The organism is Sorangium sp. So ce1153 (genome assembly GCF_051521595.1).
Taxonomy (GTDB): domain Bacteria; phylum Myxococcota_A; class Polyangia; order Polyangiales; family Polyangiaceae; genus Sorangium.
Genome location: NZ_CP150361.1, coordinates 5,460,984 through 5,478,005 on the forward strand (window position 1 = coordinate 5,460,984; position 17,022 = coordinate 5,478,005).

General features: G+C 72.6%; 10 protein-coding genes and 1 pseudogene. 10 read left to right on the plus strand and 1 reads right to left on the minus strand.

Annotated elements, in window-relative coordinates; all coding sequences use genetic code 11:
- Positions 1-31 precede the first annotated feature (31 nt).
- Positions 32-2,359, plus strand: a complete 2,328-nt coding sequence (locus WME85_RS19490; protein WP_437840143.1) for an Ig-like domain-containing protein — start codon at positions 32-34, stop codon at positions 2,357-2,359.
- Between the two features lie 101 nt (positions 2,360-2,460).
- Here the strand turns inward: WME85_RS19490 and WME85_RS19495 are convergent, their stop codons facing one another.
- A complete protein-coding gene (locus tag WME85_RS19495; protein ID WP_437840145.1) occupies positions 2,461-3,354 on the minus strand; it encodes a sigma-70 family RNA polymerase sigma factor in 894 nt (297 codons plus the stop codon).
- Positions 3,355-3,490: 136 nt separating this feature from the next.
- Between WME85_RS19495 and WME85_RS19500 the strand changes: the two genes are divergently transcribed.
- The 9 genes and pseudogenes from WME85_RS19500 (at position 3,491) to WME85_RS19540 (ending at position 17,003) form a co-directional block, all read left to right on the plus strand.
- A complete protein-coding gene (locus WME85_RS19500) occupies positions 3,491-3,970 on the plus strand; it encodes a carboxymuconolactone decarboxylase family protein (protein ID WP_437842327.1) in 480 nt (159 codons plus the stop codon).
- A 91-nt stretch (positions 3,971-4,061) separates the two neighbouring features.
- Positions 4,062-4,202 (plus strand): annotated as a pseudogene (locus WME85_RS19505) (methyltransferase domain-containing protein); the annotation flags it as partial.
- Between the two features lie 298 nt (positions 4,203-4,500).
- Positions 4,501-5,712 (plus strand): hypothetical protein, encoded by a 1,212-nt coding sequence (locus WME85_RS19510; protein ID WP_437840146.1) that lies wholly within the window; start codon positions 4,501-4,503, stop codon positions 5,710-5,712.
- A gap of 88 nt (positions 5,713-5,800) precedes the next feature.
- On the plus strand, positions 5,801-5,926 hold the full coding sequence (locus WME85_RS19515; protein ID WP_437840148.1) for a hypothetical protein: 126 nt from the start codon (positions 5,801-5,803) through the stop codon (positions 5,924-5,926).
- Positions 5,927-6,084: 158 nt separating this feature from the next.
- The gene (locus WME85_RS19520) at positions 6,085-7,197 is read left to right on the plus strand and encodes a hypothetical protein (protein ID WP_437840149.1); all 1,113 of its coding nucleotides are present in this window, start codon (positions 6,085-6,087) and stop codon (positions 7,195-7,197) included.
- Between the two features lie 172 nt (positions 7,198-7,369).
- A complete protein-coding gene (locus WME85_RS19525; protein WP_437840150.1) occupies positions 7,370-8,788 on the plus strand; it encodes a hypothetical protein in 1,419 nt (472 codons plus the stop codon).
- A gap of 10 nt (positions 8,789-8,798) precedes the next feature.
- Complete coding sequence (locus WME85_RS19530; RefSeq protein WP_437840151.1) at positions 8,799-13,541, plus strand: sigma 54-interacting transcriptional regulator; 4,743 nt, start codon at positions 8,799-8,801, stop codon at positions 13,539-13,541.
- Between the two features lie 139 nt (positions 13,542-13,680).
- A complete protein-coding gene (locus WME85_RS19535) occupies positions 13,681-14,853 on the plus strand; it encodes a hypothetical protein (protein ID WP_437840152.1) in 1,173 nt (390 codons plus the stop codon).
- Between the two features lie 167 nt (positions 14,854-15,020).
- Positions 15,021-17,003: a carbamoyltransferase family protein gene (locus WME85_RS19540; protein ID WP_437840153.1), complete on the plus strand. Its 1,983-nt coding sequence runs from the start codon at positions 15,021-15,023 to the stop codon at positions 17,001-17,003.
- The last annotated feature ends 19 nt before the right edge of the window (positions 17,004-17,022 follow it).

Here is a 17,022-nt window from a genome sequence, read left to right on the forward strand (position 1 = left end):
TCTGCGTGGCGGCCAGCGGAGGTAGGAGAGCATGGTTCATCGAAGGTCTTCGAAGGCGTATCTTGTGATGATCGCGGGCGCGTTCGTGTCGCTGGGCTGCGGGGCTGTCGACCCGCCCCGCGAGGACGACGGCGAGACAGAACAGCAAGGGCAAGCCCTCGGCTCGTTTTCGTTCCAGCACACCCTCGACATGAACGGCCTGCTAGCGGCCGGTCAGGTGAGCTCCACCGTCAACACCGAGTTCGACATCGGGCAGCTCAGCAGCATCTTCGACGGGGACACCAGCACCCTGGCGCGCACGCCGGCGGTCAATCCCTGCATCATCACCCTGGCGTTCGACGCCCCCGTGAACTTCAATCAGTCGCGCATCATGCTCGCCACCGACGGCACGCTGAAGCTCGAGATCGCCGACAGCCTGAGCGACCTCGACAGCCATACCGGCACCTACACCCTGGCGATCAACAATCAGGTGCTCTCGCTCAACGCCTGGGGCTCCGCCAGCTTCACGGCGGCAGGCAAGTTCGTGCGCGCGACCGTCACGCGCACCGTCACCGACAACTACGTCCACATCCGGGAGTGGGAGCTCGGCGCCCTCACGACGATCAACAGCATCAAGGTCGTCCCCTCGGCCTCCACCACCGCCAACTCGGTCAAGATGCTGACCGGACGGAGCCTGCAGCTCAAGGCCAGGTACGCTGACACGAACAAGAAGCTCTACCCGATCACCCACCCGCAGACCTGGAGCTCGAGCAACCCGGCCGTCGCCACGGTGGACAGCACCGGCAAGGTGACAGCCACCGGCACCGCCGGCACCGCCACCCTGACGGTCGCCGCCAACGGCGTCAGTGATACGGTGGCCGTCACCACCTCGAGCTCGTTCACCCAGACGCGGGACGCCTCGCGCACGCGCAAGGTCGCCGTGGTGCTGCGCGATCCTCCCGTGCCCCAGCACGGCAACGTCCCGATGCACCAGCTCTACGGGTGGAACGATCCGAACGCTCAGATCGCCACCGTCATCTCCAGGCTGCGCGCGTCGAGCGGCGGCGCCGTGAACTACGTCGTGGTGGAGACGAGCAACATCGGCACCAGCAACCTCTACACGCGCTGGTACGGCGCCCCGCTCAGCTTCAACGACCTGATCAGCTGGTACGACCAGGGCTTCGGTTTCTGGAACCCGCAGCTCAACGCCGCGGCCAACAGCGGCAACCTGGGGTTCGAGTACAACCAGCTGCTCACCGACCTGCAGCTCTGCGAGAAGCGTGACGCAGGCCTGATCGACGAGGTGTGGGTGTACACCGATCCTCACGGCGGGATGTTCGAGTCGCGCCTCGCCGGCCCGGGCGGGTTCTGGTACAACAGCGATCCGCTGCTCGGCACCACGTGCAACGGCCAGCTCCCGATCATGGGCCTGAACTACGAGGCCAGCACGCCCAACGCCGTGCACAGCTTCGGTCACCGCATGGAGAGCGTGATGACCCAGGTCATGGGCCGCTGGGACGCCGCGGCCACGGATCCCAACGACTGGGAGAAGTTCGCCACCCTCGACAAGGACAAGCCGGGGCAGGGTCACATCGGCAACACGCACATCCCCGTGAACGGCCTGGTCGACTACGACGACTACGACATCCTGACCCCGGTCACCTCGTACGAGGCCAACTGGCAGTACTACCCGTTCCTCCAGGACGTCACCAGCAGCGTGTCGTGCACCGCCTGGGGCTGCACCGACGACGGGTACTATCAGTTCATGTTCGGCCACATCCCGCGCTTCACGAGCGTGTCCGACGGCAGGCTCAACAACTGGTGGTTCTACTTCATGGACTACCCGGCAGCCGTGAAGGCCGCCCGTGATCTGACGTCGGGCAACGTCGGCCACGCCACCCTGGGCTTCGAGAACACCTCGAGCTGGACCGCGTCGGTGGGCACAAAGACGCAGGACACGGTCGCGGGGGAGCGGACGCACGGCGCGGCGTCGCTCAAGCTGACGGGGATCGGCGCCGGGGTCACGCTGACCAGCGCTGCGCTGAGCAGCAGCGCTGTCGCCGTCGCCGAGCACCTCTCGGTCGATGTTCGCGTCTCGACGCAGCTGGCGGGCCTGACCGGAGCGGGGGTAAAGCTGTGCCTCAAGTCGCCGCAGCGGGGCATCGGCAGCTACGTGTGCTCCTCGGTACAGAGCTTGAACGGGATCGCCAACTCGGTGGCCTCCACGTTCTACACCGTGCCCTGGACATTGCCCTCGGCGACGCTCACCGCGCTGAAGGCGGGCAGCTTCAACGATCTCCAGATCCAGGTGGTGCTGAGCGGCGTCCCGAGCGGCGGGCAGTCCGCGTCGTGGGTCTTCGACCGCGCCGTGTTCTTCTGACCCGCTGGAAGACCTGAGGTCCACGCGCCGGCGCCGGGCGCAGGCCTGGTTACCCGGCCGGCGCGCGCGGCGGGACCTCGAGCGCTTCACACACGGCTCGTTCAGGCTTGCGGAGGCGGTCCGCCGTCGAGGACCGACAGGTCGAGATCGCGGAGCTGCTCGGGGTCGCCAATGACGTCGATCTGGGCGATTTTCCCCTCCGCGAGCGTGAAGCGGAGCACCCGGAAGAGCCGCCCGCGCGGGGCCACCACGATGCCCACCGTGCCGTCCACGAGCGCAGGGCGGGCAAACTTGGCGCCGCGCGCGCCGGAGATCGCCTGCTTGGCCCAGGCGCGCGCGCCGCGGACCTCGTTCCCGGCCGGGGCCGCGGCCGTGGCGTCGGAGCGGATCACGACGTCCGGATCGAGGATCGCCACGAGCGCGTCGAAGTCGCCGCCGCGCATGGCCGCGAGGAAGGCCTCGACGACCTCGCGCTGGCGGCCGACGTCGGCGTCTGGGGAAGGGGGCACCCCCTGCACGCGGCGGCGGGCGCGGCTCGCGAGCTGCCTCGCCGCGGCCGGGGAGCGGCCCACGATGGAGGCGATCTCCTCGAAGGGTACCGCGAACAGGTCGTGCAGCACGAACGCGAGCCGCTCGGCGGGGGTCAGCGTATCGAGCACCACGAGCAGCGCGAGGCCGACGGAGTCGGCCAGCACCGCCTCGCGCTCGGGGTCGGTCCCGGCCTCGCGGTCCGCGGCGGGGTCGGGCGCGGCCATCGGCTCCTCGCGCCGCGCCTTGCGCGAGCGCAGCATGTCGAGGCACACCCGCGCCACGACCGTCGTCAGCCACCCGCCCAGGTTGTCGACGCCGCTCGTGTCGGCGCGGCTCAGGTGGAGCCAGGACTCCTGCACGGCGTCCTCCGCCTCGCCCAGGGAGCCGAGCATCCGGTACGCCACCGCCCGCAGGTGGGCCCGGTGGGCCTCGAACCGCTCCGCCAGCCAACAATTTTCATCCATCGGTCACACTCCCTCGTCGTGCTTCGTCATGGCTGTGACGAACGAATCCTAGCCGATGTGACGGCGCGAACGGACGTTCAGCGCCCCTTCACGGTCGGCGAGCACACCCGAACGCCTCGAGAGGATCACGATCATGCTGAAAGCACGGATGAAGAACCCCGCGATGCTCATCCCCGGCGTCATGGAGCCCATCTACGCCCTGGTCGGCGCGGTGAAGAAGTGTGGCGTGCCGGCGCGGACGCTCGAGCTCGTTCACCTGCGGGCGAGCCAGATCAACGGGTGCGGCTTCTGCGTCGACATGAACGCGCGCGAGCTCAAGAAGGCGGGCGAGACCGACGAGCGTCTGTTCGCCGTGGCGGCCTGGCGCGAGGCGCCCTATTTCACCGACGCGGAGCGCGCCGCGCTGGCGCTCGCCGAGGCCGCGACGAGGCTCAGCGATCGCGCGGATCCGGTGCCCGACGACATCTGGGAGGAGGCCGCGAGGCATTACGACGAGCCGGCGCTCGCGGCGCTGGTCCTTCACATCGCGCTGATCAACTGCTTCAATCGCATCAACGTCGCCACCAGGCAGATCGCCGGCTCGATGAAGCGGGAGGCGCACGCGGACCCCCGCTGAGGAGGCGTCAATACGCCCACCACCGCGCCGGGAAAAGACGCTGCGCGAGCGCCCGGACAAGGTAGCGCGGCGTCCGCCGAGTGCGCGCCTGATCGCCGAGGTCGCCAGCCTTCCGGGGCGTTCGCTCGACGCGGGCTGCGGTCATGGATCGGAGACGCTGTGGCTCGCCGCGCGCGGACGGGAGGTCACGGCGGTCGATTTCCCGGCGACCGCGCTCGCGCATGCTCGGCCGACGGCCGCGGCGCTGCGATCGGCCAGCGGGCGCACGCCTCGCGGGGGCATCGCCAGGGCCTCGCGAGAGCGCGCCGCGAATGGACGATGGCCGATGGTCGACGGGCGCGTGGCCGATGACCCATGGCCGATGGGCGCGTGGCCGATGACCCATGGCCGATGGGCGCGTGGCCGATGCCCGATGGCCCATGGCCGACGGGCGCGTGGCGTGATCGCGTCCGACGATCTCGCTTCTCCTGCGCGAGCGTCTCTGATACGAATCCATCATGAGACACTTGCGACAAATATTCGTATGTTCCGTGCTGGCGGCTCTTGCGATGCAGGTGGGGTGTGGAGGAGCGGAGGCGCCGGACGCCATCGAGCAGGCGTCCGATGTCGGCTCGATCAGCCTCGCCCTCGTGGGGACCAGCGTCACGGGCGCGACGTACCGCCTGTCGAACGCATGGTTCGATATCCACGGTCCGACGGACCGGCTCGTCTACGGGTCGACCGAGACGCCGGTGATCACGGAGGTGCTTCCGGTCGGCGGCTATGACGTATACCTCGAGCAAAACTGGGTCCTCGAGCGGTGGACCGGCGTCAGTTACCAGCCGGTTCAGGCGGTCCTGACGTCGCCGAATCCGCTGCAGGTCTTCATCAACGAGGGCATGACATCGACGGTCGTGTTCCAGTTCCGCGCCGACGGCGAGATCATCTCCGTCGGCCAGGGGAGCCTCGACATCGTCATCGGCGTCGACGACACGGCGGCGCCGCGCGAGGACACCGACGCGGCGTGCAGCAACGGCTACGATGATGATGGGGACGGGCTCGCGGATTGCTCTGATCCGGAGTGCCAGTGGGTGCCCTGGTGCGTACCATGGCGCGAGGACACCGACGCGGCGTGCAGCAACGGCTACGATGACGATGGTGACGGGCTCGCGGATTGCTCGGACCCGGAGTGCCAGTGGCTGTCCTGGTGCGTACCATGGCGCGAGGACACCGACGCGGCGTGCAGCAACGGCTACGATGACGACGGTGATGGGCTCGCGGATTGCTCGGATCCGGAGTGCCAGTGGCTGTCCTGGTGCGTACCATGGCGCGAGGACACCGACGCGGCGTGCAGCAACGGCTACGATGACGACGGCGACGGGCTCGCGGATTGCTCTGATCCGGAGTGCCAGTGGGTGCCCTGGTGCGTACCGTGGCGCGAGGACACGGACGCGGCGTGCAGCAACGGCTACGACGACGATGGTGACGGGCTCGCGGATTGCGCGGATCCGGAGTGCCAGTGGCTGCCCTTGTGCGCACCGTGGGGCGAGGATACCGACGTGACGTGCAGCAACGGCTACGATGACGACGGCGACGGGCTCGCGGATTGCGCCGATCCGGGGTGCCAGTGGCTGCCCTGGTGCGCATCGTGGGGCGAGGACACCGACGCGGCCTGCAGCAACGGCTACGACGACGACGGCGACGGGCTCGCGGATTGCGCCGATCCGGGGTGCCAGTGGCTGCCCTTCTGCGCGCCGATATAACTTCCTGTACTGGAGGGCGGGCAGCGGCCTGGCACACTTCCATCTCACCGAAACCGCAGAGGACTGCAGCGCTTCGGTGTGGAACGTCATGGGACCCCGGGATACGGACGGCTCCGAGGGAAACCTGTGCCAGTCCGGTGTCGTCGGAGGCGTATCCCAGCAGCCCGACAAGGTGGGCGAGTGGTTCCAGATCTCGATCGTGAACCCGCGGTAGGGGCACCAGGCAAGGTCAGGTGCCCTCATGGGCCTCCCCTGAGAGGAGGGGATGTGAGCCACCGGCGGTGGACGATCTCGGCAGGGCTGCGAACGGGCTCGGCCTCGACGCGCCAGGCGCGGGCCGCGCACGGAATGCATCTTGAACCGCCCTGGACCATGAGCGACGAGGCTGCGCACCCTGGTGACGCAGCGGGGGCCGCGGCGCTCCCGCTGACCGAGGCGACGAGCGAGGCGGGCGTGCGCCCGCGCCCGGTCGACGCATGGCTCGAGGAGCTCCTGTCCCGCGCGGTGCGCCGCTACAACGGGCGGCCTCGCCCCGCGGCCATCGCGGCGTCGACCGGCGTGACGGAGCCGACCGACGCGCGCGCGGTCATCCGGCGCGCCTGCATCCGCTCGGCGCTCGCTGGCGGCGCGACCGGGGCGCTCTCGACAGGCGCGGCCGTGGCCACGGGCGAGACGGGCGGGCTGAGCGGGCTCATCGCGATCCCTGCCGCCGTGCTCGCGATCGGCGGCGAGACGGTGCTCCGGCTGCTCCTGCACGTGCAGATGCTCTGCGAGCTCGCGGATCTCTTCGGGCTCCGGTTCGATCCGGACGAGCCGGCCGACGTCTGGGCGCTGCTCGTCCTCACGTTCGGCGTCGTGGAGCACCCCCAGGACACGGACGATCCCTCGGGCGTGCTCGTGCGCTCGGCGCGCGAGCGCGGCTCGGACGTGGCCAGGCAGCTCGCGGCGCGGCTCGCCGGCGAGAGCGTGGCGCGCAACCTGGTGCCCGTGCTCTCGGTCGCCTCGTCGTCGATCACGAGCTGGGTGGTGACCCGGCGCCTCGGAGATACAGCGCGCCGGTACCTGCGTTACCGGCGCGCGCTCGACGGGGCGCTCTGCGACGAGGCGCTGCGCCCGCACCTCGATCGCCTGTTCGAAGGGCTCTGGTTCATCTTCACCGCCGACGGCCGCCTCAGGCCGGAGGAGACGGCGCTGCTGGCGGCCGTGCTGCGGCATCTGCCGGCCCCGGCGCGCGCTGGCCAGAACGAGCGGCTCGCCGACGACATCGCCTGGATCGAGCGCCTCCGCGCCGTGCCGGAGGGCGCGCGCACCCCGCTGCTGCGCGCGCTCGAGATCGCGGCGGCCGTGGACAAGGTCGCGTCGCTGCGGGAGCGGACGCTCCTCGCCCACGCCGCGGCGGCCCTCGGCCTCAGGGTCGATGAGGGCAGGCTCGACGGGATGATCCGCGAGTTCGAGGCGATCGGCACCCTCGGCGTGGCCGCGTAGCAGGTGAGGCGCCCCCGGCGTCTCGCGTGGTTACCAGCTCCCGGTCGTCCCGCCGTTCCAGTTGCCACCTCCACTGGTAACGGCCTCGGTGCGACGCTCGCAATCCATCGAGATTCAGCGACTGGGCACGATGGCCCGAGAGCTGCTTCAGGACCGGCCAGGAGGTCTTACCATGGTAACCGCATCGACATCCCGCCGCCTCACGCTCCCCTTCTTCCTTCTCGCCACCCTGACCGCCGCGTGCTCCGGAACATCCGACAGCGGTAGCTCGCACGACGGCGCGCCGCTCGGTCCAGCGCAGCCCGCGCGCGACGTGAATTCGGCGCCCGACCTCGCGTACCCGGGCAAGGGCTTCATCGTCCACGAATGGGGCACCGACACCGTGGTCGTCGGCTCCGACGGCTCGCTGCAACCGGGGCTGCACCACGAAGAGGAGGACCTCCCCGCCTTCGTCTATGACCGGCTCGGCGCCGGCTCGCTCGATGGCTCGACGTCGACGAGCGTCAACGTGAAGATGGAGACGCCGGTCACTTACTTCTACGCCGAGGAGCCGCTCAAAGCGCACGTCCAGGTCGTGTTCCGCAAAGGGATCTTCACGCAGTGGTACCCCGCCGTCCACAGCTTCGACCCGCCCATCTTCGCGCCCAACACCGTTGCTGGCGTGACGACGTACGCGGACCCGGCGTTCGACCCCGAGTTCCCCTTCGGCTCGCCGGTGTGCGCGGAGAGGTACGGCGCGAGCGCGAACGGCTACCTCCAGTGGGGTACGATCGAGATCCTCGGGCGCGACGGCGACGTCCCCGTGCCCGAGGCGCCGCTCGATCGGTTCACGTGGGCCCACGCGCGCCAGGTCGGCGCCAACCCGCTCCGCGTCGCCGGCGTGCCCGGCGCGACGGAGGCGCCCCAGCACGAGCGCTTCCTGTTCTATCGAGGGCTCGGCAACTTCGACCTGCCCGTCCGCGTGACGGCCGGCGCCGGCGGGGCGATCTCCGCCGAGAACACCCTCGGCGAGGCGATCGGCACCGTCTTCGTCCTCAACGTCGGCGCCTCGGCGGGGGCGTTCGTCGCGCGCCCCGAGGGCATCGCCGGCGGCGGCACGCTCGTCGAGCGCGCCCCCTCTCTCGACGGAGCGCCACCCCTCGACGAGTTCGTCGAGGCGCTCGGCGCGAGCGTGACCGACGCCCTCGACGCGACCGGCCTGTACCACGACGAGGCCGTCGCCATGGTGAACACATGGAAGCGCCAGTGGTTCCGGACGCCCGGCGTCCGGGTGCTCTACCTCGCTCCGCAGGCGTGGACCGACGCCTCGATCCCGCTCACCGTCGATCCCACCCCTGACGACGTCGTGCGCGTCATGATGCTCCGCGTCGAGGTGCTCTCGCCCGAGATCGAGGCGGCCGACGTGGGCGCGGCGCGGCGGCTCGCGGACCCGTCCCTCGCCGGGGACGCCGAGCGCCACTTCGACGATCTCGGGCGCTTCGCCGAGCCGCGCCTCCGCCGCGCGCTCGCGCTCCTCGGCGAGCCCGCGTACGGCGAGCCCCTGCTCGCCCGCATCGCCGCCGGAGCGACGGCGAGCGCCGCGCGCGAGTAACCTCTCGACCATGCACGCCCCGCGGCGCGAGCCCTTCGTGGCCCATGCTCGGTACGAGCCCGGCGAGATCCTCGGACAGGGAGCGCAGGGCGTCGTGGGGCGCGTGATCGACCGCGAGGCGCGGGGGCGCGAGCTCGTCGCGAAGGTGTTCCGTCAGGGCGCCTTCCGCGAGGACACCCTGCTCGGCGAGTTCGCGCTGCTCGCGCGCCTGCGCGTCTCCGGCGTGGTGCGGGCGCACGATCTCGGGCGGGACGAGCGGACGGGCGCCCCCTTCCTCGTCGAGGAGTACGTGGCCGGCGACGACGCCGCGGCGTGGGTGCAGGGGGCCCTGGCCGACGAGCGCCCGGCGCGGCTCGCGCGCGTGCTCGGCGGCGTCGCGAGGACCCTCGCCGCCCTGCACGACGCGGGGTTCGTGCACAGCGATCTCAAGCCGGCGCACGTCCGGATGCGGCCCCTCGGCGGGGGCAGCGCCGAGGTTGTGCTCCTCGACCTCGGCGCGGCGGTGTCGAGGGCGCGCGTGACGGGCCCGCGCGGCGCCGTCGCGTTCACCTCGGCCTTCGCCGCGCCCGAGCTGCTCGCCGGGGGCGCGCCCTCGCCCGCGTCCGACCTCTACAGCCTGGGGGCGCTCGCGTGGTGCTCGGCCGCGGGCCGCCCGCCTGGGCCCTGGCGCGCGCGGCGCCCGCTGCGCGACGCCGCACCCTGGGTCCAGCCGAGCGTGGCCGAGGTGATCGAGGCGCTGCTCGCGCTGCACCCGCGAGACCGCCCCCCCGAGGCCCGCGAGGTGCTCCGGCTGCTCGGCGTCGCGGCCGCGGAGGCGGGCATCGCCGTCGGGACGCCGCCGGCGCCGATCGGGCGCGAGCGCGAGCTCGAGGCGCTGCAGCAGGCGCCGTCGCCGTCAGGCCGCGTGCGCTACGTCACCGGGCCGAGCGGCGCCGGCAAGAGCCACCTCGGCCGCGAGCTCGTGACGCGGGCGCTGCTCGCCGGGCGGAGCGCCCGGTACGTGGCGTTCCCGCGCGAGGCCGACCCGCTCCTGCTGCGGCTCATCGCGTTCTTCCGGGGCGCCGAGCAGGCGCCGCCGTTCGTGACGCCGTCCGGCGACGGTCCTCCGCTCCTGCTCTTGCTGGACGACCTGGACCAGGCCCCGGCCGAGCTGCGCGCCGCGCTCGACGCGTACCGGTGCCGGCCGGCAGCGCCCGGCGGCGGGGCGATCGAGGTGGTCGCGACGGTCCGGAGCGCGCCCGAGGGCGCGGCGTGCGTGGCGCTCGGGCCGCTCAGCGACGCGAGCTTCGGCGCGCTGTGCCGCGCGCTCGGCGTGGACGACGAGGCGAGCGTGCGCGAGGCCGCCGCGGCGTCGGGGAAGAGCCCGGGGTGGCTCATCGCGTCGCTCGGCCGCGTGCCGCTCACGCAGGACACGGCGATCGAGCGCGTGCGCGGCCTGTCGGCCGACGCCTGCGCGACGCTCGCGGCGATCGCGATCGCGGGCGGCGCTCTGCCCGAGGCGCTCTGCGGTCCCGGGTTCGGGCGCGGCGGTCGAGCGGACGCGCGGGGCGGCGGGCAGCCGGGCGCCTCTGGCGAGCGGGCCCTCGGCGAGCTGCTCGCGGGCGCGCTGATCGCGAGGCGGGAGGCGGCGGCCGGCGCGCTCTACACGCTGTCCGCTCCCGCCCTGGCGCGGGATCTCGCCGCGGCGCTCGCCACGCCGGAGGTCGCCGAGGAGGTCGCCGCGGCGCTGCTCGCGGATCCCGGCGCGCCCGCGTCGGCGCTCCTCTCGGCGGCGGCGGCGCCGTGCACGAGCGCCCGCCGCGCGCAGCTCCACGAGCGGGCCGCGGCGCGAGCGCGCGAGGCCGGGCTGCGGTCCGAGGAGATCGAGGCGCTGCTCGCGCTCGGCGAGGACGCGGACCGGCGGACCCCGGGGCTCCTGTGCAGGCTCGAGCGGCTGACGCGCGACGCGGGCGTGGGCGCGGCGCACCCGCAGGTCGTGGCGTGGCTCGACGAGGCGGCGCAGCGGGACGAGCGGGTGCTCGTGCTCGCGCTGCGGCGGCGCGCGGAGAAGCGCGCGCGGGACGGCGACGCGACGGCGGCGAAGGAGCAGGCGCTCGCGGCGCTCGCGGCGGCGCGGAGGCTCGGCGGCGGGGCGGCCGAGGCGTTCGCGCTGTCGACGCTGGGGCTCGTGGCGCTGATGCGCGCCGACTGGGGCGAGGCGGAGGCGTGGCTCGCGGAGGCGCAGGCGAAGCTGCCCTCGGCGGGCGAGAGCGCCGACGACGTGGAAGAGGTGGCGCGGCTCCATCACAACGCGGGTGTCGTCGCCCTCTACCGCGGCCAGGTGGAGGACGCCGTGCGGACGTTCGAGGCGTCGCTCGCGGTCAAGCGGAGCCTCGGGGACCGGGCCGGTATGCGGTCGTGCCTGATGAACCTGGGGATCGCGCTCGGGAAGGCGTCGCGCTACGAGGAGGCCCTCCGCGCGCTCGACGAGGCGATGCAGCTCGCGCGGTCGCTGGGTCAGGTGGCGGGGCGCGGGTGGTGCCTGTCGGCGCGCGCGGACATCGAGGTGCGCCGCGGCGACGCGCGCGCGGCGGAGCGCTGCATCGAGGAGGCGTGGGCGCTCGCGGCGTCGCTCCCTGCGGCGATCCAGGCCGATCTGGTGATCGCGCGGGCGAACGTGGCGTTGCTCGACGGCGACGGTGCGCGGGCGCTCGCGGCGCTCGCGGCGCTCTCGGAGGGCGTGCGGGCGAGCGACCCGCTGGTGGACGCGCGGGCGCAGGTGGCGGAGGCGCAGGTGTACCTCGCGAGGCTGCCGGCGGAGCCCCGGCGGGCGGCGCGGGGGGCGATCCGGGCCGCGCGACGGGCGCGCGCGGCGACGCTCGCGGAGGTGGAAGCGCAGGCGCTCGACGTGCTGCGCTCGGCGCGGCAGGGCGCACGGCCGGCGCTGGCCGCGGCGGCGGCGCAGGGCGGCGCGCGCGTGGCGCAGGGCGCACCGGCGGCGGCGGGCGGCGCGTATGCTGGCCCAGGCATGGCGGCGGCGGGCGGCGCGTATGCTGGCCCAGGCATGGCGGCGGCGAGCGGAGAGGACGACGCGCTCTGGGCGTGGCTCGCGTCGGTGGCGACCGCGGACGGCGCCGCGGACGCCGCGGTCGGGCTCGCGCGCGCCCTCGTGCAGCAGTCGGGGGCCGAGCGCGCGCTGCTCGCCGTGGTCGACGAGCAGGGGCGGGTGGTCGCGGCCTGGGGCGCCGATCTCGACGGGCTGGAGATCGCCGAGGCGGCCCGGCGCATCGCGCCCGACCTGGCGCGGCTCGCCCTGAGCCAGGCCGCGCCCGTCCACTACCAGCGCGACGTGGAGACGCCGGGCGGCCGCGGCTCGCGGCTCGTGCTGCGCGGCGGCGCGGATCACGCCTCGATCGACGCGCGCGCGCGCGTCCTGGCGGCGAGCGCGTCCGCGCCAGGTGCGCCAGGCCCGGCGCTCCCCGGGCCTCCGCGCGCGCTCATCGTGGTCGAGCACCGATTCCGCCCGGCGTGCTTCGACGCCGTCACCGAGGCGCAGGCCGCTCGCTGGGCGTCGCTCGCCGGGCTCTTCCTGCGGCTCTTCGCCCGCCCCGGCGCGCCGGAAGAGCCCCGCCGCGAAGGCCCGGCGCCTCCCTGCCTCGCCTCGCTCGCAGAGCCCGGGCCCGATCTCCGGCGCGCCGACACGACCGTCGTGCCCGCGGCCCAGCCGCGGAGGAGCTTCCCCGACATCCTGGGCCAGAGCGCCGCGCTGGGCCGGGCGCTCGCGCGCCTCGACGCGGCCATCGACAACGATCTGCCCGTGCTCCTCGCGGGCGAGACCGGCACGGGCAAGGAGCTCTTCGCCCGCGCGCTCCACGATCTCGGCCCGCGCCGTTCGCGCGAGCTCGTCGCCGTCAACTGCGGCGCCGTGCCCGACACGCTCTTCGAGGCGGAGCTGTTCGGCCACGCGCGGGCCTCGTTCACGGGGGCCGAGCGCGCGCGCCCCGGCCTGCTCGCCCGGGCCGAGGGCGGCACGCTCTTCCTCGACGAGCTGGGGGAGCTGCCGCTCGCGCGGCAGGCGGCGCTGCTGCGGGCGCTCGAGTCACGGCGCTACCGCCCGGTGGGCAGCGACGACGAGCGGCCGTTCGACGTGCGGATCGTCGCGGCCACGAACCGGGATCTGGCGCAGGCGGTCGCCGAGCGGACGTTCCGGCAGGACCTGCTCTTCCGGGTGAACGCCATCGAGATCCACCTGCCGCCGCTCCGCGACCGGGAGGGCGACGTGCCGCTGCTGCTCGCCGGGTACCTGGGTCGGACGGGCGCCCCCATCGAGATCGCGCCGCGCGCGCTCGCGGCGCTCAGCGCCTACGCGTGGCCCGGCAACGTGCGGGAGCTCGCGCACCTGGTCCAGCGCCTGGCCGCGCTCGGCGTGCGTCGCGTCGAGCTGGAGCACCTCCCGCGCGAGGTGCGAGCGAGCGCGCCGCGAGCGAGCGCGCGCCGGACGCCCGCCGCCGCCGAGCGCCCCGCGTCGCCATCCCGACCGCTGATGGCCGGGCCCGTCCCGCCGCCGGCCGCGGGGCGGGGAAGCTCGGGCGAGGCGCGCCACGCGCCGGCCGAGGACGATGAGCGCGAGCCGATCCGGCGCGCGCTCGCGGAGACCGGCGGGAACATCAGCCGCGCGGCCGAGCGCCTGGGCATTACGCGCCACGGCCTGAAGAAGCGCATGGTGCGCCTCGGCATGCGCGCCCCCTCCGGATTGAAGAGGAAAGGGGAGTGAATCCCCTCGTGAAGGCGCTGCTGACAGAGCGGCAACCCGACGCAGTACTGGAGGACTCTTTATGAAGGGCAGCGGTTCCGGAGCACTGAATACATCGAGGCTCGAGGAGGAGCACCAGCAAGGCCGCGCGGCAGGAAAAATGCTCTTTCCAATCTTCCCGCGCCCCTGCCATCCAGAGCCGAGCTCTCGCCGTGGATGGAGCGGGCGGTTCGCCCTCGCGCTGCTCGTCGCGGGCTGCTCGCCCGCGGCCGTCGACGAAGGAGCTGGCGCCCCCGCCGCGCCGCCCTCGCCCGCTGCGTGCGATGCCTCCGCGGCCGACGGCGTCGCCGTCTTCGCCTCGAGCGTCGATACAGACGCCCCGCAGGCGCCCGGAGCTCCCGCCTACGCGATCGACGGCTGCTGGCTCGTCTACGTCGCGGCGCCCGCGGCCGGCGACGCGAGCGGCGATCTGAAGCTGCGTGATCTCGGCACGGGCGAGGAGCTCCTCCTCGCGCCCGCCGCGGAGGAGCCCCGCCGGCCTGCGCTCGCCGGCGACGTCGTGGCCTGGGAGGCGACGGAGAATGGAACACGCGTGGTGCGCGCGCGCTGGGGGGGCGAGACCGGGACGATCCCCGGCCCGTTCGATCACGCAGGCGAGCCGCGCGTGGAGGGAGACGCGGTGGTGCTGACGGGCTGGCTGACCGCGGACGAGGCGGGCGACACGGACATCTTCCTGTACGAGCCCGGCCAGGCCGAGGCGGTCCGCATCGCGTCCGGCCCGGGGCAGCAGCGTTTTCCGGACATCTCGGCGACGCACGTCGCCTTCGCTGATTTCTCCGAGGATCCCGACGGCCGCTTCGACCAGGACGAGCGCGATCTCGCGGACATCGTGGTCTATGATCGACGCACGGGGCGCGCCTCACCGCGCTCCCGCGAGGGCAAACAGGCGTTCCCGATGCTCGGCGCCGGAGAGAGGGTAGCCTATCTCGACTGGGCGTGGATTCATCCGGAGCCCAAGTTCGAGCACTTCGATCTGCTGATCGGGGACATCGCCGCTCCTGGGAGCGGCGACGCCATGGCGGCGAGCATCGAGATGGCGGGCGCGCCGTACGTGCTTCCCGCGGTCCGCGGCGAGCTCGTCGAGTGGGTGGAGCGGGCCGAGGTGGGCGAGGCGTCCTTGAGGCGGAGGCCGGCGGATCTCTCGGCGCCCGCGGCCGAGGTGCCCGGCCTCGCGGGGCTCGATCTGTTCGGGCCGTCGGCCTCGGCGACGATCACGGTGGTCGCGGCGCGCTCGCCGGGCGGCGAGCTGCAGCTCCGCGGTATCGCGCGGTGATCGCCGCGGGCGGGCTGCGGCACGGCTCCGGCAGAAACACGAATGGAAGAAGCCTCGTTCGGCGCGTCCAATGCACCGATCGAATATCGCGTTGATAGCCATGCTCGCGCGTCGATTTGCTCATCGACGATGGTTTACTTAACGCATTCGAATGCTACCCTCCATTCATGCGAATCCTTGGAATAAGCGGCGGCCACGAGCCGGACCATCAGGGTTATCCGAGACCAGCGTTCAACGCGGCGACGTCGCACGATGGCGCCGCCGTCCTCCTCGAGGACGGGGAGGTGGTCGCGGCGATCGAGCAAGAGCGGCTGAACCGCCTCAAGCACTCGAACAAGGCGCCCTTCCAGGCAGCGCGCTTCTGCCTGGAGAGCCGGGGGCTCCGCGTCGACGACGTGGACTACATCTGCTTTTACATCAGCGAAGACTGGTGCAACGCCGCGGTGAAGCGCGGGCTCTTCTCCGCCGACCCCGAGCTGCGCACGGCGCACGACGTCATGAGGCGCCTCGTGCTCGCCGAGTTCGGCGTCGACGTGGAGCCCGAGCGCATCCAGTTCGTGAAGCACCACACGGCCCACGCGATGAGCGCCCTGATCGGCTCGGGGTACGAGAGCAGCCTGGTCTTGACGCTGGATGGCAGCGGCGACGGCGAGTCGGGGTCCGTCTCCGTCGGCTCCCGCGGCGAGCTTCACTCGTTGAGAGACATCGCGGAACGGGACTCGCTGGGCAATTTCTACGTCCAGGTGATACGTTTCCTCGGGTTCTCGCTGTTCGACGAGTACAAGGTCATGGGGCTCGCCCCGTACGGCGATCCGCGCAGGTACCGGGCGCTGCTCCAGGCGACGTATACGCTGCTCCCGGAGGGCGCGTGGGTCATCGACTCCGACAAGATCGCCGATCTCCACGACGTGATCCGGCCGCGCGCCCCGCGGGAGCCGATCACGCAGGACCACAAGGACATCGCCGCCTCGCTCCAGGAGGCGCTCGAGACCATCGTCTTTCATTGCCTGCGGCACTTCCAGCGCGAGACCGGACAGGCGAGCCTCTGCTTCGCGGGCGGCGTCGCGCACAACTGCACATTGAACGGGAAGATCCTCCGCTCCGGGCTGTTCGAGCGGGTGTTCGTCCAGCCAGCCGCGCACGACGCCGGCTGCGCGCTCGGCTCGGCCATGGCCGTGCACACGCGAAAGGCTCCGGCGCGGCGACCGCCCGCGATCAGCCATCTGTACTGGGGAAGGCACATCGGCGAGCGGGCCGAGGTGCGAGGGGCGCTCGACGCGTGGCGCGATTTCATCAGCGTGGAGGAGCTCGCCGACGCGCCCAAGGCGGCCGCCGAGCTGATCGCGGCGGGGAGCGTGATCGGGTGGGCGCAGGGCCGGTCCGAGTTCGGCCCCCGCGCGCTCGGCAACCGCAGCATCGTGGCGGATCCCCGGCCGGCGGCGAACAAGGACATCATCAACGCGATGGTGAAGAAGCGCGAGGAGTTCCGGCCCTTCGCGCCCTCCGTGACCGAGGAGGACGCGCGCGACTATTTCGATCTCGGCGGCGCGGAGGCCATGCCCTTCATGGTCTTCACGGTGCCCGTCCACGAGCACAAGCGACAGCAGCTCGGCGCCATCACCCACGTGGACGGGACCGCGCGGGTCCAGACGGTCTCCAGGCGCACGAACCCGCGCTTCTGGCAGCTCATCCGGGCCTTCGGCGACATCACCGGCGTACCGGTGGTGCTCAACACCTCGTTCAACAACAACGCCGAGCCGATCGTCGACTCGGTCGACGACTGCGTGACCTGTTTTCTGACGACGCGGCTCGACAAGCTCGTCGTCGGCGACTACCTCGTCCACAAGAAGCCGGCGCCGCCGTCGGCGTATGCGGAGCTCGTCCTCTCGTTTCCTGCCTTCGTGAAGCTGCGCTCGCTGCGAGGCCCCACGCCGGGCGGCCACGAGGTCGAGCGCGCGATCGTCACGACCTACAACGACGCGACGTACCCTGTCTCCGCCGAGACGTTCGAGGTCCTGTGGCGGGCCGACGGCCGGAAGCGGCTCCGCGAACTGCTCGACGACGTGACGGGCCGGGAGGCGGTGATCGCCGAGCTGATCGAGCTCTGGTCGCAGCGCGTGGTGCGCCTTCTGCCTGCTGCCGGCCATTGACGGCGGGGGAGGGGGGGAG